Source organism: Amycolatopsis sp. NPDC104819 (assembly GCF_055583145.1).
This window is the reverse complement of sequence record NZ_JBVJON010000008.1, coordinates 358,816-383,034: the sequence shown is the minus strand read 5'-3', so window position 1 is coordinate 383,034 and position 24,219 is coordinate 358,816. Positions and strand designations below refer to the sequence as shown.

The window sequence follows — 24,219 nt, the reverse complement described above, 5'->3', positions numbered from 1 at the left end:
TCACTCCGGGGAGGTCGGTTCGGTGTCGACCTGGATCAGCCGCGGGCCGTCCGGGGTCGTCTTGAGCTGGGCACGCAGGTCGTCGAGCTCGGTCACGGTGGTGGCCGGGACGCCGTAACCGGCCGCGATGGCGGTGAAGTCGAGGCCGGGGATCTCCGTGCCCGGCACGTCCGGCGTGCCGAGCAGCTCGCCGAACCACTTCAGCGCGCCGTAGACGCCGTTGCGCAGGATCACGAACGTGACCGGGACGCGGTAGTGCGCGGCGGTCCACAACGCCGTGATGCCGTAGTTCGCCGAGCCGTCGCCGATCACGCCGACCACCGGGCGGTCCGGGCTGCCCATCGCCACGCCGACAGCGGCGGGCAGGCCGAAGCCGAGCCCGCCGGCCGCGGGGAAGAAGTACGAACCCTCTCGGCGCAGGTCCAGTTGTCGCCACCAGGCCGAGTTCGTCGATGTCGATTCGACGACGTAGCGGGTGTCCGCGGCCTGCGTTTCGCGCAGCGCGGCGAAAACCTGCTCCGGGTGCAACGCGGTCCCGCCGGTCTTCGGCTCCGGGTTCGGGACGAAGCCGTCGTCGGAGGTCCGCGCGGGCACCCGAGCCAGCAACGCTTCGATCACCGGCGCCGGATCGGCCACCAGCGCGTCGCCCATCGGCGCACGGGTCGCCGCGCCGAAGTCGTCGGTCACCTGCACCAGCCGCGTGCCCTCGGGCAGGAACCGGCCGGGCACGTGCTGGTGGTAGCGGAACACCGGCGCGCCGAGCACCAGCACGAGGTCGTGCCCGGTCAGCGCGGCCGAGACCGGCGCGATGCCCGCGGGCAGCACGCCGCGGAAGAGCGGGTGCCGGTTGGGGAAGGGCAGCCGGTGCGGGGACGGCGCCACCCAGGTCGGCACGCCGAGGTGTTCGGCGAGGGCGACGGCCCGGTCGAACAGGCCGGTCGTGTCGAGGTCCCCGCCCAGGACGAGCGCGGGGTTCTTCGCGGCGGCGACCTGCGCCACCAGGTCGTCCAGCTGGGCCTCGGACGGCGTCAGCCCGCTCCGGACGGTCCGGTCCAGCGTCACGGCGGCGTTCGTGTCCAGCTCGACGGCCCAGTCGTCGTAGGGGACCGACAGGTAGCTCGGCCGCCGGTGCAGCTCGGCTTCGAACACGGCCTGCGCGAGCGAGCGCGGGACGTCTTCGGCGCAGCTCGGCTCGCCGGACCAGGCGGCGAGGGGCCGCATCAGCTGCGTGGCGTCGACGTTGGCGAGCATCGCCTCCATGCCGATCGCCGAGCGCACCTGCTGGCCGGCGGTGAGCACCAGGGGAGAGCGCGAGTAGACGGCGTTGGTCAGCGCGCCCATCGCGTTGCCCGACCCGGCGGCGGCGTGCAGGTTGACCAGCACCGGCCGGCCGGTCGCCTGCGCGTAGCCGTCGGCCATCCCGACAACGGCGCCTTCTTGCAGGCCGAGGACGTACCGGAAGCCGTCCGGCAGCCCGGCCAGGAACGGCAGCTCGTTCGAGCCGGGGTTGCCGAAGATCGTGGTCAGGCCACGGCGGTGCAGGAACTCGTGGGCGAGCCGGCGGGCGGTGGGCATGCGCAGGTCCTCCTCGGGCGGGTTGGCCCAGACCCTAGGGACGCCACCGGCCTGTGTTCCAATAAATGTTGCCTCGGTCGTTCATAGACGGGATCGATGATGCGGGACTTCGACCTCAACCTGGTGCGCACGTTCGTGCTGCTCTACGAGACCCGCAGCGTCACCTCGACGGCCGAGTCCCTGCACGTCACGCAGCCGACGATCAGCTACAGCCTGCAGAAGCTGCGACGCCGGTTCTCCGACGAGCTGTTCCGCCGCACCGGCGGCGGCCTGGAGCCGACGACGACCGCCCGCGCGCTCTACGAGCCGCTGCACAGCGCGCTGTCGGAGATCGAAACGGCGGTCAGCGGCGCCTGGTCGTTCGACCCGGCGACCGCGCGGGCGGCGTTCACGCTGTGCCTGTCCGACCTGGGGGAGATTTCGCTGCTGCCGCGCCTGATGGCGGCGCTGCCCGCGGCCGCCCCCGGGGTGACGCTGACCGTCCGCCCGCTCGACGTCGAGCGGGCCGCCGACCAGCTCGGCCGCGGCGAGATCGACGCGTTCATCGCGTCCCCGCTGATCAGCTCGCAGCGCGTGGCCCGCATCCCGCTGTTCTCGGAGGGCTACCTGGGCATGGTCGCGGCCGGCCACCCCCGGCTGAAGGCGCGCGTGACCTTCGGCGAGCTGGCGGCGGAACGCCACGTGACGGTGTTCGGCCCGACCGGCCACGACGGCCCCCGTCGCGCGCTGGAGGCGGCCGGCCTGCTCGACCGCGTGGTCCTCGAGGTGACGCGCTTCGCGGCCCTGCCGTACCTGGTCCAGGACGGTGAGCTGGTGGCGATGGTCCCGCGCCTGGTGGCGGAGGTCTTCGCGGCTGAGCACCGTGTCCGGCTCTTCGAGCTGCCGATGGACGTCGAGCCGGCGCAGGTGTCGGTGTACACGCGCCACACCCACGCGCGCAGCCCGGCGCAGCACTGGCTCGTGAACTTCATGCGCGAGGTGCTGATTTAACACGCATTTTTCTTCGCGCCCATTTCACGCCGAAAGATCTGGGCCGAACGTGTAATCCTTCGTGCTGAACCGATCCCGCCCTGCCTAGTGTCGATCACGGTCCTGACAACCGAGCTAGGGAGGAAACCGGTGAAGCTCGTCCGCCTGGTCAAGAAAGCGCTTCCCAAGAAGAGCCTGAAGGCTTACGCCTGGTACGGCTGGATCTGATCACCCGCGGCCGGTCCCGGTCACCGGGACCGGCCGCGCTTCCCTTCGGAGGAGTGCCGAACGTGGTCATCGCCCCCGCCCACCGCGCGGTCGTCTTCGCGCCCCGGCTCGACCAGCTGCTTCGTGACCACCGCGACGACGGGCTGTTCCGGCTCGACGCGGACACCGTCGGGATCGCCGACCCGGCCCTGATGGACGCCGTGCTGCGCGCCCGCCCGGCCAACGCCGAGGAACGGCCGACCTTCAAGCCGGTGCTGGGCCGCGCGGTCACCCGGGCCGAGTCCGCGAGCCTGATGCAGGCACTCGCCGCGGACGTGCGTGCGGCGCTGAAGCGCCCCGCCGGCCGTCCCGACCTCACCGGCGCCTGGCCCGCCGTGCCGCACGACCACCTGCGGCAGTTCGTCTTCGGGCCCGAGCTGCGCCGGTTCCGCGTGCTCGTCGACCGCCGCCTGGAGCTGACACCGAAGCTGACGTGGTCGGCCGTCACCGCCGGCGCCGCGCTGGTCCGGCCGCCGGCTCCGGACGTGCCGCTGTCCACCCTCGCGCGGCAGGTCGTAGCCGCCGAAAGCCTGGCCGAGCGGCGCTTCCGGATGTACCTCTACCGCCGCGTCGCCGGGCCGATCTGCTTCACCGTCGCCGCTTTGGTGACCAACGCGCTCTGGCTCGGCGCGCCGTTCGACGACGACGTCCCGAACGAGTACGTCATCAACGAAGCGCTGCGGTTGCTGCCGCCGTCGTGGAACGTCCTGCGCGTCCGCTCGCCGGAGTTCACCGAGGTCGACGCGCGCATCACGCCCGGCGACGACGTCCTGCTGCTGCCCCTGCTGAGCCACCGCTCACCGAAGCTGTGGGAGGCGCCGGACGAGTTCCGGCCGCGGCGCTGGGCGGAGCTCGACGCCGACCGCCACCCGGGGTACCTGCCGTTCGGGCACGTCAGCGAGCGCTGCTGGGGCCGGCACCTGGTGCTGCCGCTGGCCAGCCGCCTGCTCGACGTCGTCCGCGCCGAAGGCCTGGTGCCCGACCCGCGCCACACCAGCGCGCGGGTCGAGCTTGACGGCCTGCTGGAGCTGGCCGACGTCAAGGTGGTCAGGGCGCGTCGCAGCGGGAGCCGTTGAGGGCGAAGTCCCCGGGCGCGGGGTTGCCGCGGTCGAAGTCGCCGTTGAACCCCGTGGTGACGCTCGCGCCCGGCGCGAGGGTGGTGTTCCACGAGGCCGCGGTCACCGTGACCCGCCCGCCGCGCTGGTCAAAGTCGCCGTCCCAGCCGTGGGTGACGCGCTGGCCGGCGGTGAAGCTCCAGGCGAGCGTCCACGGCGACAGCGTTCCGCCGCCCTTGTTGGTGATGGTGACTTCCGCGGTGAAGCCGTCGTCCCACTGGTCCTTGACCGTGAACCGCACCGCGCACGTCGCCGCCGCCGGCGGTGGTGCGGGCTGGGTCTGCACGGCCGCCGCGGAGGTCGAGGACGCCGTCTGCCGCAGCACCGTCGGGATCGGCGTGGGGCTCGGGGGCCGGACACTGGACGTCGTCGAGCGCGGCGTCGTCGCCGGCGCGAGGGGACCCGGTGACGCGGCTGCCTGCCGCCCGGGCGAGCTCTCCGACGTCACCGCGATCAGCACCAGGCTGCCGAGCACCACCACGGCGCCGCAGAGCGCGGAAACCCACCGGATCCGCCGCCCGGCGCGCTGCTGGCCCGCCGCCGCCTCGCGCGCCCGCTGCTCGAGCCGTTCGCGGTAGCCCTCGCCGGTGTCGTCCTCCCGAGCGGGCCCGGCCGGGGCCGGCTCACCGAGCGAACGCGGTGTCGCACCCGTCTCCCGGAGCAGCTCGGCGACCGAGATCTCGTCGTCTCGCCGACGGTCGGCGCGCGCCATACGGAACCTCCCGTTCTGCGGCCCGACCGGCGAATCCTAGGAAGCCGGGGCGGGTCTTGTAAACCACGTGCACGCCGCGTGCACCCGCCGTGCACAAGACGCAGACACCGCGGGAGTTCCCTGAGCTGGTGGCCGGAACACCCGGCCCGGTCCCAGGAGGTTCGGATGTCCGACAAGAAGATCATCGCCGTGGTGGGCGCCACCGGTCAGCAGGGCGGCGGGGTGGCCCGCGCGATCCTGGACGACCCGGAGCAGCGGTTCGCGCTGCGGGCGCTCACGCGCAACCCGGATTCGCCGGCCGCGCAGGCCCTCGCCGCACGCGGCGCCGAGGTCGTCAGCGCGGACCTCGACGACGAAGGAAGCCTGACGAAGGCGCTTCAAGGCGCGTACGGCGCCTACTTCGTCACGGCGTTCTGGGAGTACAACTCCGTGGAGCGCGAGCAGCAGCAAGCCCGCGCGATGGCCGCGGCCGCCAAGGCCACCGGCCTGCGGCACGTCGTCTGGTCGACCCTGCCGGACACGCGCCTGCACCTGCGCGACAACAGCGTCCCGACGCTGCACGGGCAGTACAAGGTGCCGCACTTCGACAGCAAGGCCGAGGCCGAGGCGTTCTTCGTCGAGGCCGGCGTGCCGACGACGTTCCTCTCGACGACCTTCTACTTCGAGGCGTTCGTCGACTTCTTCCGCCCGGTCCGCGACCCCGACGGCGTGGTCGCGCTGCACCTGCCGATGGGCGAGGCGCGGCTGCCGGGCATCGCGGCCGAGGACATCGGGCGGACCGCGTTCGGCGTCTTCGCGCGCGGCCCCGAGCTGGCGGGGGAGACGATCAGCATCTCCGGCGAGAACCTGACCGGCGAGCAGTACGCGGCGGCGTTCGCGAAGGAGCTCGGCACCGAGGTCGTCTACCGGCCGGCGAGTGTCGAGGACGTGCGCGCGTCCGGGGCGCCCGGCGCCGACGACCTGGCGAACATGTTCTTCTACTACGCCGAGCACGAGAGCGCCTTCGCCGGCGCGCGCGACCCTGAAGCCGTGCGGAAGCTCAACCCGCGGCTGCAGGACTTCGCGACCTGGCTCGCCGAACACCACGACGCGTTCAAGGGGCTGTGATGCAGTTCGGGATCTTCGGGGTCGGGGACATCGCCCCCGACCCCGCGACCGGGCAGGCGCCCACCGAGCACGAGCGGATCAAGCGGATGGTCGAGACAGCTGTCCGCGCCGAGGAAGCCGGTCTCGACGTCTACGCGACGGGGGAGCACCACAACCCGCCGTTCGTGCCATCGTCGCCGACCACGCTGCTGGGGTTCGTCGCGGCGCGCACGAGCCGGATCACGCTGTCGACGTCGACCACGCTGATCACCACGAACGACCCGGTGAAGATCGCCGAGGACTACGCGATGCTGCAGCACCTCGCCGACGGCCGCGTCGACCTGATGCTCGGGCGCGGCAACACCGGGCCGGTGTACCCGTGGTTCGGCAAGGACATCCGCGACGGGATCGCGCTGGCCGTGGAGAACTACGCGCTGCTGCGGCGGTTGTGGCGCGAAGAGGTCGTGGACTGGTCGGGCCGGTTCCGGACGCCGCTGCAGGGGTTCACCTCGACGCCGCGGCCGCTGAACGGCGTGCCGCCGTTCGTCTGGCACGGCTCGATCCGCAGCCCGCAGATCGCCGAGCAGGCGGCCTTCTACGGCGACGGGTTCTTCCACAACAACATCTTCTGGCCGGTCGACCACACCCGGCGGATGATCACGCTCTACCGCGAACGGTTCGAGCACCACGGCCACGGCCCGGCCGACCAGGCGATCGTCGGCCTCGGCGGCCAGGTGTTCATGCGGCGCCGCTCCCAGGACGCGATCGCCGAGTTCCGGCCGTACTTCGACCACTCGCCGATCTACGGCCACGGGCCGTCGCTCGAGGAGACGATGGCGCAGACCCCGCTGGCGGTCGGCAGCCCGCAGCAGGTCATCGACCGCACGATGCGCTTCCGCGAGGACTTCGGCGACTACCAGCGGCAGCTGTTCAACGTCGACGGCATGGGTCTGCCCCACGCGGCGGCGCTGGACCAGATCGACCTGCTGGGCGCGGAGGTCGTCCCGGAGCTGCGGAAGGAGTTCACCCGCCTGCGCCCGGCGCACGTGCCGGACGACCCGCCGGAATAGCCGTCCGCCGCGGCGGGTTGCGCTGAGCGTGACGGGATCACTGCGGTTCGAAGTGCTGGGCCCGGTCCGCGCGTGGCGCGACGACGTCGAGGTGGAGCTGGGGCCGCCGCAGCAGCGAGCGGCCCTGGCGGTGTTGCTGCTGCAGGAGGGCACGCCCCTCTCGCCGTCCCAGCTGGTCTCGGCCCTGTGGAGCGGCGCCGAACCCCGGGCGGCGGTGGGCATGGTCCGCTCGTACGTGTCCCGCCTGCGCCAGGCGGGCATCCCGATCGAGTCCATCAGCGGCGGCTACGCACTGGGTGACGCCTCCCTGGACGTCACGGAGTTCTCCCGCCTGCTCCGCGCCGGAGACCCCCGTGCTGCGCTGCGCCTCTGGCATGGAACGCCGTTGGCCGGCCTGCCGGGCGACTTCGCGGAAGCCGCCCGTGTCCGCCTGGGCCAGCTGCACACAAAGGCCCGCGAGGACGCGGCGGCGGCCGACATCGAGGCCGGCCGCCACACCGAAGCGGTCGCGGACCTGACGGACCTGATCGCGTCGGAGCCGCTGCGCGAGCGCCCCCGCGAGCTGCAGATGCTGGCGCTGTACCGTTCCGGCCGCCAGACGGAGGCACTGGAGGTGTTCACCGACATCCAGCGCCTGCTCGAGACGGAGCTGGGTCTGTACCCAGGGCCGGAGCTCCAGGAGATGCAACGCCGAATCCTGGCCGGCGAGGCCGCACCGTCCCGCCCCACACAGCTGCCCCCGGACCTGCCGGAGTTCGCCGGCCGAGCACCGGAGCTGGCGGCGCTGTCGACGTCGTTGACCCGCCCGGGAGTCCCGGTGATCGGCATCGAAGGCCTGGCCGCGATCGGCAAGACCACCCTGGCGGTCCACCTCGGCCACCTGTTGGCCGCGTCCTTCCCGGACGGCCAGCTGTTCCTGGACCTGTCAGCGTCCGCGGACCCGCTGGCCGAGCTCCTGCGCGGAATCGGCGTCCCGACGCCACCGGAGTCGTCAAGCGAGCGCGCGGCCCTGTGGCGAACCCGTACGACGGGCCGCCGCCTCCTGCTGGTTCTCGACAACGCACGCGAGACGGACGAGATCCTCCCGCTGCTGCCGGCGGCGGGAGCGGTCATGATCACGGCCCGCCGCCGCCTCTACGGAGTGGCCCACTGGACCAAACTGGGCGGCCTCACACAGACGGCGTCCATGGAGCTGCTGACCCAACTGATCGGCGCGGACCGAGTCTTGGGCGAGCCGCTGGAGACGAACCTGCTGGTCACGCGCATGGCAGGCCTGCCCCAGGTGATCCAGGCGGTGGGGGCGAGGCTGGCATCCCGCCCAGGCTGGACGATGGCAGAGGCCCTGGACCGCCTCGGCCGCCCAGCCCCAGGCTCCCCGGTGACACCCCCAGAGTGCGGCGCGATCGAGAAGCCGTACGAGTCGGCGCTGGCAGAGCTGTCCCCGGCCCAGGCCCGGGCGTTCCAGGTGCTGTCGGACTCCCCGGAGATCTCAATCCCGGCGGCGTCGACCCGCTTGGGCCTCCCCTTGGGCGACACGGCACTGCTGCTGGAGTCCCTGGTGGACGCGCACTTGCTGGAGCCGTCGGGGACCGATCGGTACCGCTACCAGGAGCCCCTCAGGCTGTTCGCCCAAGGCCAGGTCATGGCGGCTGAACCGATGCAGAACGCTTGATCATCCCAGAGGTCGGGTCTCGGCTACTGGACACCCCCCTGCGGAGAGGTCCGAGGTGGCCGTAGTAGTCTTTCTTCAGCAGGTCCGAGTGGCGGAATGGCAGACGCGCTAGCTTGAGGTGCTAGTGCCCTTAACGGGCGTGGGGGTTCAAGTCCCCCCTCGGACACTTACCATAACCCCACATGTGCGGATCGAGATTAGCCTCGATCCGCACTTGTCGTTTACCGGGGTGGTAGGTGGCCCGCAGCTGGAGAGCGCGGTAGACCTCCCGTTTGCGGATCGGGTCGGCCGCACTCAGCACCTTCCTGATGTCACCCAGCCGCTCGACAAGTTCGCGGATCTGGTCCTTGGTCAGCCGCTCCGGCTTCGGTTTCAGGCTGTTGCGTGCCTTCGCTTCGGCTCGTCGGGCCTGGGTCTCGGTGATCCATCCGGTGACCAGTTGCACGTCGGCTCCGGCTTCGAGCGCGGCGCGGTGTCGCTCCAGCGCGTGGTCGCAATCGGCGATGAGCTTCTCGGCTGCTGCGGCGGCGGGATCGACGTCGAGGTCCGGTTGCGCGTCGTAGAGGGCGTCGATGGTGTCGTGGAGCCGGTGCGGGGCGAAGCTGGTCGCGAGCCAGCTGTCGATGGGGCCGAGGAGGTCGCGTTCGGCCAGGTAGACGTTGCGCGGGTGTTCGGTCTTGTTCGCCAGGCCGTATTCGGTGGGATAGCGGCAGCGGTAAAACGGCCGTTCGTGGTTGCGCTGGCCCTGCATCCGGCGGCTGCAGACGCCGCAGTGCAGGAGGCCGCTGAGGACTTAGGGGTGGCGGGTGCGGGTCCGTTCGCGGGTCTTGCGGCCGGCGCCCTTGACGGCGGCGATCTCCTGGGCCTGCTGGAAGGTGTCGACGTCGATGATCGGTTCGTGGACGATCTGCTCGGAGAAGATCCATTTGTCGCGGGCGTTCCAGCGCATCTTGGTCTCGTGGCCCAGGCCGACGTCTTCGACGTCGATGAGGACCTCGTCTTTACGCTGTTTGTTCCAGACCTGGCGGCCGGTGTAGCGCGGGTTGGTCAGGATGACCCCGACTGCGCCCTTGGCCCAGGCGACGCCGCTGCGGTGCCGGTTGCGGGCCGGGTCGTTGCTCGAAGGGGACAGAATGCCGTCCTGGGTGAGGGCTTCGGCGATGGCGAACTTCCCGCGGCCGCCGATGTATTCGGCGTAGATGCGCTGCACGACTCGCGCGGTGGCGGGGTCGGGTAACCGAGCTCACCTATCTCGCGGAGATGACCGACCTGTCCAATGTCAGGGTGCGGATTATCCCGTTCGAATCGGGATGGACGCCGCTTCTGACCGGACCGTTCATCGTGTTCGACTCGGCTCAGGCGCCGTCGATCATCAGCCTCGAGCTCATCGCGAAAGTGAAGAGCGAGCTGTTGGAGGCTACGTCATGACGAATTCGGTGACGAGGTCGGGGTGCGTGACTCGGGGGCGCCGTCCGACGGGCAGCTCGTGGTCGGCCAAGGTGCTTGGGGCGCGTTCCTCGGATGTGTCGCGGCAAGCTGAACTCTGCCGCCGCGACGCCGGCTGCTGCCGTCCAAGACCGTGCTGTGGCCGGCGCCGGCCGAGCGGTACTTTTCCGATGACGAGGCCAGGACCGGAACGACGTCGCTCTGGCGCTGCGCAGGCTGCTCGGCGACACGGTCACCGCGATGCCGTCCGCGACCGGCGTCGACAAGTACCAGCAGGTCAGGATGCTGTTGCACGCCGGGCACCAGGTGGGGGTTCCGGACAGCTTTACCGAGTCCGAGGTCGAGCGAGCTACCGAGACGGGATCCGCGCCTCGCCGAGGCGGCCGTCCGGGCCACCGACGGACACGTGGTTCAGTACCTGACCGCCGCGCCGTGGTTGAACGTGGCTTTCACGACGGCGAGCCCACCGGCGCGCCCTGCTGAAGTTCTGCATCGCGGTCCGGCGGATCGGGCACGGCCGCTGGATTCCCCGCGGGCTGATCGAGCTCTGCGCGGTCGGGTTCATAAACCCTGCCGGAGCCCGGACATCTCGGTGACGGCCGTGGCCGTTGGCGCGAGCTTGACGAATACGTCGAGCGGCGCTGGTGACCGCAGCCGATCGGGACGGCTTGATCGGCCTGGCGGAGAAGACGCGGCGGCGGGGTCTGCTGCAGTGCGACCGGGTTGTTCCGGCGCGCGATCGACGAAAGGTGTCCCGGATGCGGCGAGGGGGCTCATCGAGGTGTTCCGGCAGGTAGGGAGGATCGTCGACGCGCTGAGCGTGTTCGACGTCGTTTGTCGTGACGGAGGCGAGCTTGGCGTTGTCGGCGGCGGAAGCGGCGTCCACCACGAACCCGCCGGCCAGCGCGCCGACGGCGATCGTCGCCTGGAAGGACGCGGTGAACAGGACGGTGGCCGCCTCGGGGGCTTCCGGTGCCTCGTGGGCGAACCACTGCTGCGAGCAGACCGGGACCGCGCCGTAAGCGAGCGCCGGCCAGGAAGGTGCCCGCGATCCCGGCGGCGCCGTACACCAGGAGGTAGCCGCTGGGCACGTCCGGGCGGACCACATCGCGCAGCAGCGGGGTGATGTAGGTGTAGGTGCCGAAGTGGGCGAGAACGACCAGAAACGTCACGACCAGTCCACTTCGGACCTTCGACTTGCGCAGCAGTCCCTTGAGGACGGTCAGCCGCGTGACTTCCGCTGCCGGCAAGGGCGGGGTGGCGAACCAGAGGGCGGCGGCGGTCACGAGGCTCAGCAGGCCGAGCAGGACGAAGGCCGTCCGCCAGCCGGCGAGCTGCCCGACGAGGGTGCCGAGCGGCACGCCCAGCACCGAGCCGAGGGGCACGGCGGAGAAGATCACGGCGGTGGCCCGCCCGGCCGCGGCCGGCCCGACGAGCCGCGGCGCCAGGCCCGAGCCGATCGACCAGAAGCCGCCGATGACGAGCCCGACGAGGAACCGCGCGGCGAGCAGGACACCGAAGCCCGGAGCGACGGCGGCGAGTAGGCCGGCGGCCGCGAGCAGCACCATGAGGCCGACGAGCATGAGACGCCGATCGAGCCGCCTGGTGACCACGGTGACGACCGGCGCGGCGACGGCGGCGGCGATGCCGGGGACGGTCATGGTCCAGCCGGCAGTGCCGGCGGAGACCCCGAAGCTCCCGGCGATCGGTGTCAGCAGGCCGATCGGCAGGATTTCGGTGGTGACGATGGCGAAGATCCCGACGGTCAGCGCGGCGACGGCGGCTTTGGTGCTCATGAAGGTCAAGTAGACCGATGGCGGCGGGCGGGCGCTGGCAGGGATGCGACAGCTCGGGGTCACGTCGGATTCCCGCCGGTTTGGTCGACTCGCTTTCGGGGCGGATCCGAGGAGAGATCCCGACGGAGCAGGTCCGATGATCGAGCGGCGTTGGCATGTCATCCCGAGCACGGCCCCACTGTGCCGGCTGAACCTGGGGGTGGGGGCGTTGCTGCTGCTGTCGAGCATCCTGACGCCGGCGAGAACGGACGCCGGCGCCGGTGCTGTCGGTGATCGCCGCGGAGGGGTCGGCCCGTCCTGGACTCCGCGGCCGCTGAGGTCAGGGACGTTTGCAGCGCTGGTTCTCGATGTCCCGGGTTCTGCCGCTGTCCATGAACTTCCGTAGCCCGTCGACCAGGCCTTGTGACCTGCACACACGTCACGGTGGCGATGGGCGTCAGTTCGACGGTGAGCACCTTTTCGCCGGAAATGGACTGGGCCGGGGCGTGCACTGGCGACGGCGAAGCGCCACACCGCCTTCGCCACGCCGGCGGCTGGAGGTCGGCTGCACGTTTCATCGGCACGCCTTCGGCGACTCGGAGCCGGACCGTCGTTCAGCCGACGAACACGCGCCGGTGGTTACCGCGATCGCACGGGTGCCGCCTGCTCGCGCGAGGTGCAGCGCGATGCGGCGTTCGGGCAGGCTACGGCCCAAGCCGGTGTTCCAACGCTCCAGCAGGTCTGCGACGGCGACCTTGTCGTCAGGGTGGGTGTAGCGCGACGCCGCGAGCTTGCGCGCGAACGAGTCAAGGCGACCAGGACGAGTCCGTGCACCCCAACAACGGCGGTACGTGCGATCACGCCCGTTTCACCGTTCCTGGTAAGGGCGCCGAGCACGTCACCCTCACCAGTAACCGACCTGGTGCCCGGCCCCGCACGGTGGTGTGCGGGGCCGGGCCCGCAGAGTGGCTGACACGGCGCCGTGCGGTGTCTTGCCGGGGCGCCACCATGTCATCGACTGGAATCCGGGAATGCGTACTGCGATTGAGTCAACTTCTCATTCGGGGTAAATTTCCCCGCAAGAGAGTGATATTCGGTCGAGTGTCGCTGGTGGCTTTACTTCTCCACTGTTCGGAAAATCATCGGTCCACTTTGATGCTCCGTTCGGCGGTACGTGCGTGGTGCTTGCCGGGTAGCGTGGCCGAGATCGGCTGAATGACGGTCAACGTCCGGAAGTATCGTATCGGCTGCCGTGTGTCCGAAAAATCCGGAAACCGCCCTGGGGTGAATGCGTGTTGTTCGGCTTTTTCCGACAGGCTGACGTGATTCGTGAGCCGGTGGAAAGTGTGAAGGAAAACGAGCTCAGTGGAGGGTCCTGACATGTATCGCAGGCGAAGAGCGATCGCGGGCACGGTGGTGGCCGCATTGGCGGCGAGTCTGGCGCAACCCGGGTCCGCGGCCGCCGACCCGGGTGTCACGCCCGCGGCCGCGGGTGATCCCGCTCGGACGGTCACGCTGATCACCGGCGACCGGGTGCGGGTACTCCCGAACTCCCGCGGCGCGAGCGCGGTCACGATCGAACCGGGACCCGGGCGTGACCGGATCGCGTTCCTCCGTGACACGGACACCGGCGGCCGCGCCGGAGACGTCAGCGTCGTGCCGTCGGATGCGTTGCCGCTGGTGGCGTCCGGCCGGCTGGATCCCCGGCTGTTCAACGTTTCCGAGCTGGTGAGACAGCACCTCGCCGACTCGGCGCCGAGCCTCCCGCTGATCATCGGCTACTCGGCTGCGGCTTCGGCAGCCGAACCGCTCGCGGCCACGCCACCCACCGCCACCGCTGTCCGTGACCTGCCGAGTGTGCACGGCACGGCTCTGCGCCAGGACAAGCGCCACGAAGCGCAGCTCTGGAGCTGGCTCACCGCCGGCGCCTCCCGGTCCCTGCGGACCGGGATCGAGAAGGTCTGGCTGGACGGCCTGGCCACCCCGGCCCTCGACGTCAGCGTGCCGCAGATCGGGGGCCCGGTCGCCTGGCACGCCGGCTACACCGGAACCGGCGTGACCGTCGGCGTGCTCGACACCGGCGTCAAGGCCGATCACCCGGACCTGGCCGGCAAGGTTCTCGAGGCGAAGGACTTCACCGGGACCAGGCCCGACGCGAGCGACGACCTGGGGCACGGCACGCACGTCGCCGGGATCATCGCGGGGACGGGCGCCGCATCCGGTGGCCGTTACCGCGGCGTGGCGCCGGACGCGCACCTGATCAGCGGCAAGGTCTGCGTCGACTACGGCTGCCCGGAATCCGCGGTGATCGCGGGCATGGAGTGGATCGCGCCGAAGGTCCGCGTGGTCAACATGAGCCTCGGCGGCGACGCCACCGACGGCACGGATCCGATGTCCCAGGCCGTCAACCGGCTCACCGCCCAGTACGGGACGCTGTTCGTCGCACCGGCCGGCAACGACCGTTCGACCGACCTGCCCGAGCCCGGCCCCGTCGTCGCGCCCGCCACCGCGGACTCGGCGCTGGCGGTCGGCAGCGTGTCCGCCCAGGACACCACCAGCCCGTTCTCCAACCGCGGCCTCCGGCTCGGCGACTACGCGGTCAAACCCGACATCGCCGCTCCTGGCGAAGGCATCGTCTCGGCCAGGGCCGCGGGCACCCGCGACGGCGACACCGCTGCGGTCGACGCGAACTACGCCCGGCTCACCGGCACCTCGATGGCGGCGCCGCACGTCGCCGGGTCGGCCGCGCTGCTGCTGCAGCAGCATCCGGACTGGCTCGCCGGCCGGCTCAAGTCGACGCTGACGAGCACCGCCAAGCCGACTGCCGGCGTCCTCGAGCAGGGCGCGGGCCGGGTCGACGTCGGTCGCGCGGTCACCCAGCAGGTCACCGCCACCGGCGGAAGCGTCGGCTACGGCTTCTTCGCCTGGCCGCACACCCAGGTCGTCACGAAGACCGTGACCTACCGCAACGACGGCGGCGCCGCGGTCACCCTGGCGCTGGCCACCACCGCCACGGGACCGGACGGCAGTCCCGGGCCGGCGCAGCTGTTCACCTCGTCGGTGCCGTCGGTGACCGTTCCCGCTCACGGCAGCGCCGACGTCGGAGTGTCCCTCCGGACGGCAGCCGGTGGTGCCGGGCAGTACGGCGGCCGGTTGACCGCGACCGCGCCCGGCATCACCGTGCAGACCGCCCTCGGTGCCGTCCTGGAAGGCGAGAGCTACACCGTGTCCGTGCGGATGATCGGCCGCGACGGGAAGTTCACCGCGGGGGTCGCCACGCTGGTCGACACTGCGACCGGCGCGGCGTTCGGCGTCCGCCCGTTCCGGGCCGACGGCACGGCGTCGGTGCGGGTGCCCAAGGGCCGCTACGACCTCAACGCCTTCGACGTGTCCGGTGACCCGGCCGGCCAGACCGCGCCGGCCGCGGTCACGCTGATGTCCCGGCCCGGTCAGCCGGTGACCGCCGATGCTTCGTTCACTTTGGACGCGAGGGCGGGCAAGCCGATGCGCGCGGTGGTCGATCACCCGGACGCGCGTCTACAGGGCGGTGAACTGGGCATCGTCTCCGGCAACCCGGGCGGGACCCGCACCAGCACGCTCGCCTGGACGATCCAGCCGGGCACCGAGCTGTTCGCGGCCGGTTCGGATCGCCGGATCACCGACCACACCTACGCGAGCTACCTGCGCGCCACCCTCGCCGCCCGGCCACCCGCTGCCGATCCCGGTGGATACGTCTACCAGCTGGCTCTACTCGAACGCGGCCGTGTCCCGGCCGACCCGGTCTTCCGGGTGCGGGACCGGGATCTCGCGGAGGTCGACACCCGCTACCACACCCAGGGCAGACCGGCGAACGGTCTGCGCCTCGACGCGTCCACCTTCACCTTCCCGGGCGCCAACACCGGCACGTACCTGCTCGCGGCCCAGACGTTGCCGAGCCACCGCACCGAGTACTACAGCCCGGGCCCGGACGTGAGCTGGGAACACCTCGTGGCGGTGTACCCGACCCCGTTGACCGACGCGGAGAACAACTACGCGTACCAGACCCACCGGCCCGGTCCCCAGCGCGCCGGCTGGAACCGTGCACCGGTCGGCCCCGCCTTCGGCGCGGCACAGGACGGCTGGGGCGTGCTCCGCACCGGAAACCAGCTGACGTACGCGATCCCGCTGATCTCGGGCAGCGACCCGGAGCAGTACACGGCACCACCCGGCGGCCTCACCGGCACGATGACGCTGTCGCGGGACGGCGTTCCGCTCGGCACCGCGCAAAGCCCGGTCGCCGGTGCGTTCACCATCCCGGACACCCCCGGCACCTACACGCTGCGAGCCGATGCCACGCGCAGCGTGCCGTGGTCGGTGGTGGGCACCAAGGCCACGGTGGCGTGGACGTTCCGTGACACGGGGGCGTCCGCGGTTCCGTTGCCGCTGCTGGTGGTCCGGGCCCAAGGCGCGGTCGACGACCAGAGCCGGGCTCCCGCCGGGAAACCGTTCGTGCTCGGGCTGACCGCGCAACGCCAGCCCGGCGCCGGTGCGTTCCGGGTGGCCGATCTGCGGGTCGAAACCTCGGCCGACGACGGCACGACCTGGACCCGGGTGCCCTCGGTGCGCATCGGCAACGGCGGGCTCGCGCTGGTGCGCAACCCCGCCGGCGACGGATTCGTGTCCTTGCGCATCACTGCCCGCGACAGCGAGGGCAACTCCGTCGTCCAGACGGTGATCAGGGCGTACCAGACGGCGCCGTCAGGAGGCTGACGGCGATCGCGGTGAGCGGGAGGAGGAAGGCGGCCCCGGTCAGGAACCTCAGTTCCCGGCCGTGGGCCTGCCATTCGCCGTCCCAGGCGTTGTCCGCCCCGTAGCGCAGGTTCGCGTTGGTCATCAGCGCCCGCCCGATCCCGAACCCGGCACCCGCGCACAACGCGGCCGGCACCGACGCGGTGAGCGCCACGGTGACCGCGGCGACGTAGGGCAGCCCGCTGGGCAGGTAGGTGCGGGCGCCGGTGCCCATCTCGATCCCGAACTGCAGCGGCCCGAGGTGACGTCCGAGGCGGAACACGGTGTCCGGCACCAGCCGGCGGTTTTCCGGCAACCGGAACGACCACACGCCGGTTTCCCGGAGCAGCACGGCACCCAGCGCCGCGGCCACCACCGCCCAGCGGACGGGATCCGGCAGCGGCGCGCGCAGCAACGAGCCGGCCACGACCAGGACGATCGCGGTGAGGGCGCCGCCGCAGAGAAGTCCCGCGCAGAACGCCAGTACAGGGGTGCCCCGCCAAACTGGCGAGCTCAGCACGAAGGCCGAGTTGCGGCTTCAACTGGAGCCACTGGTGGCGAACCCCGCTGCCGCGCACATGACGAGCCACGCGCTCGGCAGCACCCATCCCGGTCGGCTCAGCAGAACGGCGCCGCTCACCCCGGTCGCGGCGAGCACGAGCCCGAGAGCGATGGTGCGCGGGTGCCACCGGCGCCGGCCGGGCGACGGGGTCGCGGACATCCGGGTCAGAGGGCCGCGCGGCAGATGGTCAGGTACGTCTGGCCGGTGTAGCCGCCGCCCCAGAAGGTGGAGAAGCCGTCCGAGCAGCGGTAGACCTTCTTGTCCGGTGTCGTCCACCGCCATGCGTTCTTGCCCACGAACTGGCCGCAGGTGTTGGACACGGGCTGGTGGTCGACCTGGATGCCGTTCTCGTTCCAGGTGCCGTACTTGTGCCAGCCCGCCTCGCAGTAGGTGCTTCCCCGCCAGAAGCCGCCGAAGCAGGCGGCGTAGGTGGTGACGTAGGCGCCGCTGGTGTCGGGCAGTTCGGCGTAACCGTCCGGGTAGGCGTCGTGGCAGTCGTTGCGGTCGTAGCCCGGCATGCCGTACGGGCTGGTCTCGGCGTTCGCTTTCCTGGTGCGGGAAATACCGGACCAGTCGAGCGCCGTCGCCCCGATCGTCAGCGCGCCCAGGGTCACCGCGCGCAGGAACGTCCTGCGCGTGCCGCCGGTTTTCAGTCTTGTGCCCATCCGGGTGCCCGCGGCATCCGGTCCGGGCCGGTCATGGTCGGGAATGTGCGCCAACACCAGCGTCACCGGTATCGCCTCCTGCCTGTGGTCCGGTCCATTCGGCCAGTGCGGTGTCCACTTCCCCGGCGCGGACCGGGAGCAGCATCTTGCGGACCTCGCCGGTGTCCCCGAGCAGCATCAGCACGGGCGGGGAGAGGTGGGAGATCGACCGCCAAGCTTCGCTGTCGCTGACGACGGTCAGCCCGTGGGCCAGGTTCGTCCACGTCGCAGGCGGTTCGTGGGTCAGCAGCGTGGCTGTCGTTCCGAGCCCGGCGAGTCGTTCGACGACCGTCAGGCACAGCGGACAGCCGGAGTCGACCGCCGCGACGATCCCGCCGCCGGGTTCGGCGAACCGCGGGCCGAGGACCAGATCCGGTGGCGCGGTCACGAACCCGTCCGTGTTCCGGTCGATCATTCCGCGCAGTAGCCGGACTTCGCGCAGGACCGCCGCCAGGCCGAAGAACAGCAGGATGATCGCCGCCCACGTGATGAGCGTCAACGCGATCGAGGAGTCCATCGGGGTTCTCCTCAGTCCCGGTCCCAGGCGATGTCGATTTCGTCCAGCCAGTCGAGCCGCTGCCGTTCGGACGTCGCGGTCGTGTCGGTGAGATGGACCTCTGCTGTGCCCGCCGGGCAACCCAGGACGAACGAGCGCGCCGACGCCGCTGAGGCGCCCCCATCCGCCGAATAGGCGGACTTCCACACCTCGCCGTGTTTCGTGCGGGCTCCCGCGTGCGAGGGGAGCAGTTCGGCGGCGTGCCGCGGCGCCGGGACCGACAGCGAGCCGTGGTCCTTCACCACGACCACGAAGTGTTCGTTCATCGAGTCCAGCAGCGTCGCCGAGCGGGGCACGACGGTCATGCCGGTGACGTGGTCTTCGATCCGCAGGGAGCCGAACAGGGCCAGCACGCGGTCGCGGCGGGGTGCCGGGCCGGCATAGACGGTCATCAGCTCGTGGTAGGTGCCGATCAGCGTGGCCAGCGACGTCTGCTTGTCGTCGGCCTCGGCGACGATCACTTCCCGGCCGTGCACGATCAAGCGCTCACGCGGTTGCGCCGGGGCCACGTGCGTGCAGGCGAAATCGTGGTAACCGCGCGGCCCGATCTGAAAGCCGGTGCCGAACGAGCCGCCGACGAAACGGACTCCGGCGACCACGTGGGAAACGGGAGCCGCCTCGGAAAGGGTGATCGTCACGCGGTCCCCGCTCGGCGCCGTCAACCGCAACCGTTGTGCCCCCATGAGACCTCCGATTTCCGGGAATCCGCTCGGTGAGAGTAGCCGACGGATTCGGCCGTGGCCACGATCGTTTCGGGATTGGGCCGAATGGGGACGGCACTTTTGTCGGTCAATAGAGTGGTTCCATGAACGTTTTCTGGTCGGCGGCGGCGACCGTGTCAGCGGCTTTCGGGGCGATTCTCCTGACGAGCGCGGGCGCGGCCCACGCGGTGCGTCCGCGGGAACACCGGGCGGTGCTGCGCGCCCACCGCTTGCTGCCGGCGGCGTCGACGGCCTTCGTGGCGGCAGCGACCTCCGGGGTGGAACTGCTCGTGGGCACGACCGTGCTGGCGCTCCTGCTCACGGCCCCGTCGGCAGTGGAATCATCGGTCGTCGTGCAGGCGGTGGTGTACTGCGCCTTCGCCGGCTATGCGGCGTTGTTGCGGATTCGCCGGGCCGGGGTGCCGTGCGGCTGTTTCGGGGCGGGGAAGGTGTCATGGGTGGTGGTGGCACGCGCGGTTGTTCTCGCCGTGGGCGGCGCCGGATGCGCGGTGCTCGGGCCGAGCGCCGACCGGTGGTCCTGTCTGGCCGCCGGGGTGGTTCTCGCGATGGCCAATTATCTGATTCCCGGGTGGCTCGGAGACGGCAAACGAAAAATGAATCGTGCCGGTTGATGATTTTCTCCCGGAACCGCCAGGCGTTTCCGGCGGTCAGCCGGTCACGATCGTGTGCTCGCCGCGGGGGAGCAGTTCGCCGATCACCGGGTGGCCGGGCAGCTCGCCCGCGACGAGCAGGCCGCCGGAGGTCTGGGCGTCCGCCAGCAGCAGCGCCTCGTGTTCGGTGATCCGCGACAGGTCGGCGTGCGGGCGGACCCAGTCGAGGTTGCGCCGGGTCCCGCCGCTGACGTAGCCGTCGCGCAGCGCCTCGCGGGCGCCGTCGAGGTAGGGCACGGCGGCTGGGTCGATCCGGGCCGTGACGCCGCTCGCGCGGGCCAGTTTGTGCAGGTGACCAAGCAGCCCGAAGCCGGTGACGTCGGTCGCGCACACCGCCCCCGCCCGCAGTGCGGCCTGCGAAGCGTCGCGGTTGAGCGTGGTCATCGTGGCGATCGCCTGCTCGAACCGTTCTCCGGTGGTTTTGTGGCGCGAGTTGAGCACGCCGATCCCGAGCGGCTTGGTCAGCGTCAGGGGGACACCGGCGCGGCCGGCGTCGTTGCGCAGCAACCGGTCCGGGTCGGCGGTGCCGGTGACGGCGAGGCCGTACTTGGGCTCGGGGTCGTCGACGCTGTGCCCGCCCGCGAGGTGACAGCCCGCCTGGCCGCAGACGTCCAGCCCGCCGCGCAGCACCTCGGCGGCCAGTTCGAACGGCAGGACGTCGCGCGGCCAGCCGAGCAGGTTCACCGCGACCACCGGTGTGCCGCCCATCGCGTAGACGTCGGACAGGGCGTTCACTGCGGCGATCCGGCCCCAGTCGTACGGGTCGTCGACCACCGGGGTGAAGAAGTCGGTGGTCAGGATCAGCGCGACCCCGCCGGCGAGCCGGACCGCGGCCGCGTCGTCACCGTCGTCCAGGCCGACCAGCAGCTCTCCCGCGGGGTGCGCGGGCGTCGCGGCGGTGAGGCCGCGGACGACGTCCTCCAGCTCGCCGGGCGGGATCTTGCACGCGCAGCCGCCACCATGGGCGTACTGGGTCAGCCGGACGCTCATGAGGTCCATGATGCGCAAGGTACGCGAGCTTGGCAGGATGACGGGATGGTGCAAGGAGGCGTACCCGGCCTGGTGGCCGGCGCGGTCTTCAAAACCGTTGAGCGGCAGGTCCTGCCGCTGGCGGGTTCGATTCCCGTCCGCCTCCGCCATGCCTGACCCGCGGCGGGCGATCCCGCGCACCGATACCGTGCTCGCCGAGCCCCGCATCGCGAAGGCCGCCGAGACACTCGGCCGTGACCTGGTGAAAGCGCTGGTCGTGGCCGCCCAGCAGCGGGCACGAGCCGGTGGGATCGAGCCCGGCGAGGTCGTCGACGAGGTCCTGGCCCGGCTGCCGGTGACCGGGTCGTCGCTGCGGCCGGTGCTCAACGCGACCGGCGTCCTCGTGCACACCAACCTCGGCCGGGCGCCGCTGTCGCCGGCCGCGCTGAACGCCGTCGTCGCCGCGGGCGGCACGACCGACGTCGAGTTCGACCTCGAGACCGGTGAGCGCGCGAAACGCGGCCGTGGCGCTTTGGCCGCGCTGGCGGACGCGGTTCCGGGCGCGGTGCACGTGGTCAACAACAACGCGGCCGCCCTGCTGCTGTGCGCGCTGGCTTTGGCGCAGGGCAAGGAAATCGTGGTCGGGCGCGGTGAGCTGGTCGAGATCGGCGACGGCTTCCGCATCCCCGACCTGCTCGCCTCGACCGGCGCGCGGCTGCGCGAAGTCGGCACCACCAACCGCACTTCGGTCCGCGACTACGCGGCGGCGATCGGCCCGGACACCGGCTTCGTGCTGAAGGTCCACCCGTCGAATTACCGCGTTATCGGCTTCACGGCCGAGGCGTCGATTGCCGAGCTTGCCGGGCTCGGTGTGCCGGTGGTCGCCGACGTCGGATCCGGCCTGCTCGCCCCGCACCCGCTGCTACCGGACGAGCCGGACGTCTCGACGGCGCTCGCCGCGGGCGCGACCGTCGTCACCGCGAGCGGGGACAAGCTGCTCGGCGGTCCGCAGGCCGGGCTGCTGTTCGGCGAGGCCACCGTCATCGAACGGCTGCGACGCCATCCCGCGGCCCGGGCGTTGCGTGTCGACAAGCTGACACTGGCCGCGCTCGAAGCCACCCTGCGCGGGCCGGAACCACCGGTGCGCGCCGCCCTGAACGCCGACCTCGGCGAACTCCGGACCCGGGCGGAAGCACTGGCGACGTCGTTGCGGTCCGCCGGAATCGACGCCGAGGCGGTGACGTCCACGGCGGTCGTCGGCGGCGGGGGCGCTCCCGGCGTCGACCTGCCGAGCGCGGCGGTCGCCCTGCCCGCCCGGTACGCGACGGCGTTGCGGCTGGGCGAGCCGCCGGTCGTCGGCCGGATCGTGCGCGACAGGTGCCTGCTCGACCTGCGGACGGTCCGCCCAGCCGCCGACGCGGCGCTGAGGGAGGCCGTCCGCCGATGCGGGTGATCGCCACGGCCGGGCACGTCGACCACGGGAAGTCCACGCTGATCCGCCGGCTCACCGGCATGGAACCGGACCGGCTGGTCGAAGAACGCCGCCGCGGCCTCACCCTCGACCTCGGGTTCGCCTGGACGCGCCTCGGCGACGAGGAGATCGCGTTCGTCGACGTCCCGGGCCACCAGCGGTTCGTCCCGAACATGCTGGCCGGGATCGGGCCGGTGCCGGCCGCGCTGTTCGTGGTCGCGGCCGACGAGGGCTGGATGCCCCAGTCGGCCGAGCACCTGGCCGCCCTCGACGCTTTCGGCGTCGAGCACGGTCTGCTGGTCGTCACCAAAGCCGACCGCGCCGACCCCGCCGCGGCGACCGCGGCGGCCCGGGCCGAGATCGCCGCGACTTCACTCGGCAAGGTGCCGGCGGTGAGCACCGGCAGCACGACCGGACTCGACGAACTACGCGTTCAGCTGGCCGAGCTGGCCGGCCGGCTGCCGGCGCCGGATCCGGATGCGGACGTGCGGCTCTGGATCGACCGCGCCTTCACGATCAAGGGCGCGGGCACGGTCGTCACCGGGACACTCGGCGCGGGGACCCTCTGCGTCGGCGACGAGCTGATGCTCGGTGATGCCCGCGTCCACGTTCGAGGGCTCCAAGCGCTCGGCGAGCCGCGCGAGAGCGTGTCCGCTGTGGCGCGGGTAGCGGTGAACCTGCGTGGGGTCGGCCGGGACGCGGCCGGACGTGGCGACGCCCTGCTGACGCCCGGCGCGTGGCGTACCACGACCGAGGTCGACGTCCGGCTGCGCGCCGCGACCGCCGGCCTCCACCGGCACCTCGTGGCGCACCTCGGGTCCGCCGCGGTACCCGTGCGGGTCCGCCCACTGGGGCCGGACGCCGCGCGGCTGCTGCTCGCGACGCCGTTGCCGCTGCGGGTGGGGGACCGCGGACTGCTGCGCGACCCGGGGGAGCACCGGATCCCGGCGGGGTTCGACGTCCTCGACGTTCGCCCGCCATCGCTGGCCCGCCGCGGCGGCGCGCGGGCCCGCGGCGAGGAACTGGCCAGTCCGCAGCCGGGCTGGGATCTTCTGCGCCGCGAGGGTTTCCTGCGCCACGACGACTTTCCCGCGCTCGGACTCCCGGAGGTGGGCGAGCGCCTCGGCGACTGGCACGCCGACCCGGCCCGTCTCGCCGAGCTGCGCGGCCGGGTCCCGGCGGTCGTGGCCGAGTGGTCGCGGAAGCACCCGGTCGCGGCGGGAATGCCGGTCGACGTCCTCCGGCAGCGGCTCGGCTTACCGGCCGCGGACCTGGTCCAGGCCATCCTGAACGAAGGCCTGGTCGCGGACGGCGGCCTCGTCCGGCGCCCCGGCGCAGGGCTGACCGCCGAGGTCGAGCGCGCGGTCGCCGTGCTCGCGAAGCGATTTGCCGAACACCCGTTCCGGGCGCCGGAAGCCGCCGACCTCCTCGCACTCGGCCTGGGCAAACGGGAACTCGCCGCCGCCGTCCGGCTGGGCAGGCTCAGCGCGGTCGCCGACGGGATCGTGCTGGGCCCGGACGCACGCGGACGCGCGATCGAAACGCTGGCCGAGCTGGGAAAGCCGTTTACGGTCTCCGAAGCCCGACGTGCCCTGGACAGCACGCGCCGGGTGATGATCCCGCTGCTCGAGGCCCTCGACGCGGCCGGGCTGACCGAACCGCTCGGCGACGGCACCCGCCGGATCACCGGTGGCCGAGCGGGAAACCGGTAGGCGCGGACGGCGCGTGTACCGGTTGCCACAGCGGTCCGGCGTTCACGGTCAGCGCGGGTAGCGGCACGGCGTCGATGACAGCGATCAACCGGTTCGCGGTGGCCTCGGTGCCGGTGAAGAGTTTCTCGGCGAAGACAGTGCCCAGCAGAAACATCTCGGCGTGACTGCCCGTGCTCGCCGACTTCGGCATCGGCAAGATCCGCAGCCGGATGGCCACCGAGGCGACCGTCGCCGAATTCGCCTCCCGCCCCTACGCACCACCCGGGCCGTTCATGAGCAGCTGCCCGGTTTTGCCCGCGATGCCGCCGCTGGGCACGAAACGTCGACCGGGGCGTAGGCGAAGGCGGGCGTCGTCCCGGCCGCGGTGAGCGTGGCGCTGAACGTCAGAGCGAGGAGGGCTCGCCGCAGTCTCGTATGCA

General features: G+C 71.7%; 23 protein-coding genes, 2 tRNA genes and 1 pseudogene. 14 read left to right on the top strand and 12 right to left on the bottom strand.

What is annotated here, in order from left to right:
* The gene (gene mdlC, locus ACZ63E_RS26915; RefSeq protein ID WP_465338880.1) at positions 1–1,575 is read right to left on the bottom strand and encodes a benzoylformate decarboxylase; all 1,575 of its coding nucleotides are present in this window, start codon (positions 1,573–1,575) and stop codon (positions 1–3) included.
* Between the two features lie 96 nt (positions 1,576–1,671).
* On the opposite strand from mdlC, the gene ACZ63E_RS26910 reads away from it, so the two are divergent.
* The 3 genes from ACZ63E_RS26910 to ACZ63E_RS26900 all read left to right on the top strand — a co-directional run bounded on the left by ACZ63E_RS26910 (position 1,672) and on the right by ACZ63E_RS26900 (position 3,887).
* A complete protein-coding gene (locus ACZ63E_RS26910; protein ID WP_465338879.1) occupies positions 1,672–2,565 on the top strand; it encodes a LysR family transcriptional regulator in 894 nt (297 codons plus the stop codon).
* Between the two features lie 87 nt (positions 2,566–2,652).
* Complete coding sequence (locus ACZ63E_RS26905; RefSeq protein WP_465311139.1) at positions 2,653–2,772, top strand: tryptorubin family RiPP precursor; 120 nt, start codon at positions 2,653–2,655, stop codon at positions 2,770–2,772.
* A 62-nt stretch (positions 2,773–2,834) separates the two neighbouring features.
* Positions 2,835–3,887, top strand: coding sequence for a cytochrome P450 (locus tag ACZ63E_RS26900; protein WP_465338878.1), 1,053 nt, complete (start codon positions 2,835–2,837; stop codon positions 3,885–3,887).
* Here the strand turns inward: ACZ63E_RS26900 and ACZ63E_RS26895 are convergent.
* A complete protein-coding gene (locus ACZ63E_RS26895) occupies positions 3,859–4,638 on the bottom strand; it encodes a cellulose binding domain-containing protein (RefSeq protein WP_465338877.1) in 780 nt (259 codons plus the stop codon). The genes ACZ63E_RS26900 and ACZ63E_RS26895 overlap by 29 nt on opposite strands.
* 165 nt (positions 4,639–4,803) lie before the next feature.
* Between ACZ63E_RS26895 and ACZ63E_RS26890 the strand changes: the two genes are divergently transcribed.
* The 4 genes from ACZ63E_RS26890 (at position 4,804) to ACZ63E_RS26875 (ending at position 8,632) form a co-directional block, all read left to right on the top strand.
* Positions 4,804–5,745 carry an NmrA/HSCARG family protein gene (locus ACZ63E_RS26890; RefSeq protein ID WP_465338876.1) on the top strand — a complete coding sequence of 314 codons (942 nt, stop codon included), beginning with the start codon at positions 4,804–4,806 and terminating at the stop codon, positions 5,743–5,745.
* Entirely contained in the window at positions 5,745–6,794 is a 1,050-nt protein-coding gene (locus ACZ63E_RS26885; RefSeq protein WP_465338875.1) for a CE1758 family FMN-dependent luciferase-like monooxygenase, read from the top strand. Before ACZ63E_RS26890 ends, ACZ63E_RS26885 begins: the two co-directional genes overlap by 1 nt.
* Before the next feature lie 28 nt (positions 6,795–6,822).
* Positions 6,823–8,466, top strand: a complete 1,644-nt coding sequence (locus tag ACZ63E_RS26880; protein WP_465338874.1) for an AfsR/SARP family transcriptional regulator — start codon at positions 6,823–6,825, stop codon at positions 8,464–8,466.
* A gap of 82 nt (positions 8,467–8,548) precedes the next feature.
* Positions 8,549–8,632, top strand: a tRNA-Leu gene (locus ACZ63E_RS26875).
* Here the strand turns inward: ACZ63E_RS26875 and ACZ63E_RS26870 are convergent.
* Both ACZ63E_RS26870 and ACZ63E_RS26865 read right to left on the bottom strand, forming a co-directional pair.
* Positions 8,597–9,244, bottom strand: coding sequence for a recombinase zinc ribbon domain-containing protein (locus ACZ63E_RS26870; RefSeq protein ID WP_465339100.1), 648 nt, complete (start codon positions 9,242–9,244; stop codon positions 8,597–8,599). The genes ACZ63E_RS26875 and ACZ63E_RS26870 overlap by 36 nt on opposite strands.
* A gap of 15 nt (positions 9,245–9,259) precedes the next feature.
* The gene (locus ACZ63E_RS26865; RefSeq protein WP_465338873.1) at positions 9,260–9,676 is read right to left on the bottom strand and encodes a recombinase family protein; all 417 of its coding nucleotides are present in this window, start codon (positions 9,674–9,676) and stop codon (positions 9,260–9,262) included.
* Here ACZ63E_RS26865 and ACZ63E_RS26860 point away from each other — a divergent pair.
* Both ACZ63E_RS26860 and ACZ63E_RS26855 read left to right on the top strand, forming a co-directional pair.
* Complete coding sequence (locus ACZ63E_RS26860; RefSeq protein WP_465339099.1) at positions 9,655–9,894, top strand: Scr1 family TA system antitoxin-like transcriptional regulator; 240 nt, start codon at positions 9,655–9,657, stop codon at positions 9,892–9,894. The two genes, ACZ63E_RS26865 and ACZ63E_RS26860, sit on opposite strands and share 22 nt — an antisense overlap.
* A 19-nt stretch (positions 9,895–9,913) precedes the next feature.
* Positions 9,914–10,006 (top strand): annotated as a pseudogene (locus ACZ63E_RS26855) (DUF397 domain-containing protein); the annotation flags it as partial.
* A gap of 679 nt (positions 10,007–10,685) precedes the next feature.
* On the opposite strand, the gene ACZ63E_RS26850 reads toward ACZ63E_RS26855, so the two are convergent.
* Complete coding sequence (locus ACZ63E_RS26850; protein WP_465338872.1) at positions 10,686–11,708, bottom strand: MFS transporter; 1,023 nt, start codon at positions 11,706–11,708, stop codon at positions 10,686–10,688.
* 1,359 nt (positions 11,709–13,067) lie between these two features.
* Between ACZ63E_RS26850 and ACZ63E_RS26845 the strand changes: the two genes are divergently transcribed.
* A complete protein-coding gene (locus ACZ63E_RS26845) occupies positions 13,068–16,436 on the top strand; it encodes a S8 family serine peptidase (protein WP_465338871.1) in 3,369 nt (1,122 codons plus the stop codon).
* On the opposite strand, the gene ACZ63E_RS26840 is transcribed toward ACZ63E_RS26845, so the two are convergent.
* From ACZ63E_RS26840 to ACZ63E_RS26820, 5 genes are read right to left on the bottom strand one after another with little or no spacing between them, the layout of a single operon-like run.
* A complete protein-coding gene (locus ACZ63E_RS26840) occupies positions 16,402–16,974 on the bottom strand; it encodes a hypothetical protein (protein WP_465338870.1) in 573 nt (190 codons plus the stop codon). The two genes, ACZ63E_RS26845 and ACZ63E_RS26840, sit on opposite strands and share 35 nt — an antisense overlap.
* A gap of 18 nt (positions 16,975–16,992) precedes the next feature.
* Positions 16,993–17,175, bottom strand: a complete 183-nt coding sequence (locus tag ACZ63E_RS26835; RefSeq protein ID WP_465338869.1) for a hypothetical protein — start codon at positions 17,173–17,175, stop codon at positions 16,993–16,995.
* A gap of 5 nt (positions 17,176–17,180) precedes the next feature.
* Entirely contained in the window at positions 17,181–17,681 is a 501-nt protein-coding gene (locus tag ACZ63E_RS26830) for a hypothetical protein (protein ID WP_465338868.1), read from the bottom strand.
* 31 nt (positions 17,682–17,712) lie between these two features.
* Positions 17,713–18,237: a hypothetical protein gene (locus tag ACZ63E_RS26825; RefSeq protein WP_465338867.1), complete on the bottom strand. Its 525-nt coding sequence runs from the start codon at positions 18,235–18,237 to the stop codon at positions 17,713–17,715.
* Positions 18,238–18,248: 11 nt separating this feature from the next.
* Entirely contained in the window at positions 18,249–18,914 is a 666-nt protein-coding gene (locus ACZ63E_RS26820; RefSeq protein ID WP_465338866.1) for a hypothetical protein, read from the bottom strand.
* 167 nt (positions 18,915–19,081) lie between these two features.
* On the opposite strand from ACZ63E_RS26820, the gene ACZ63E_RS26815 reads away from it, so the two are divergent.
* Positions 19,082–19,609 (top strand): MauE/DoxX family redox-associated membrane protein, encoded by a 528-nt coding sequence (locus ACZ63E_RS26815; protein WP_465338865.1) that lies wholly within the window; start codon positions 19,082–19,084, stop codon positions 19,607–19,609.
* Positions 19,610–19,645: 36 nt separating this feature from the next.
* Here ACZ63E_RS26815 and selD read toward each other — a convergent pair whose 3' ends face one another.
* The gene (gene selD, locus ACZ63E_RS26810; protein WP_465339098.1) at positions 19,646–20,638 is read right to left on the bottom strand and encodes a selenide, water dikinase SelD; all 993 of its coding nucleotides are present in this window, start codon (positions 20,636–20,638) and stop codon (positions 19,646–19,648) included.
* A gap of 54 nt (positions 20,639–20,692) precedes the next feature.
* Here selD and ACZ63E_RS26805 point away from each other — a divergent pair.
* From ACZ63E_RS26805 to selB, 3 genes are all read left to right on the top strand, one after another.
* Positions 20,693–20,787: transfer RNA gene (locus ACZ63E_RS26805), tRNA-Sec, on the top strand.
* Complete coding sequence (selA, locus tag ACZ63E_RS26800) at positions 20,787–22,070, top strand: L-seryl-tRNA(Sec) selenium transferase (protein ID WP_465338864.1); 1,284 nt, start codon at positions 20,787–20,789, stop codon at positions 22,068–22,070. The genes ACZ63E_RS26805 and selA overlap by 1 nt, the downstream gene beginning before the upstream one ends.
* Positions 22,061–23,800 (top strand): selenocysteine-specific translation elongation factor, encoded by a 1,740-nt coding sequence (selB, locus tag ACZ63E_RS26795; protein WP_465338863.1) that lies wholly within the window; start codon positions 22,061–22,063, stop codon positions 23,798–23,800. The genes selA and selB overlap by 10 nt, the downstream gene beginning before the upstream one ends.
* Here selB and ACZ63E_RS26790 read toward each other — a convergent pair.
* Positions 23,772–24,017, bottom strand: a complete 246-nt coding sequence (locus ACZ63E_RS26790) for a hypothetical protein (RefSeq protein ID WP_465338862.1) — start codon at positions 24,015–24,017, stop codon at positions 23,772–23,774. The genes selB and ACZ63E_RS26790 overlap by 29 nt on opposite strands.
* Positions 24,018–24,219 lie beyond the last annotated feature (202 nt).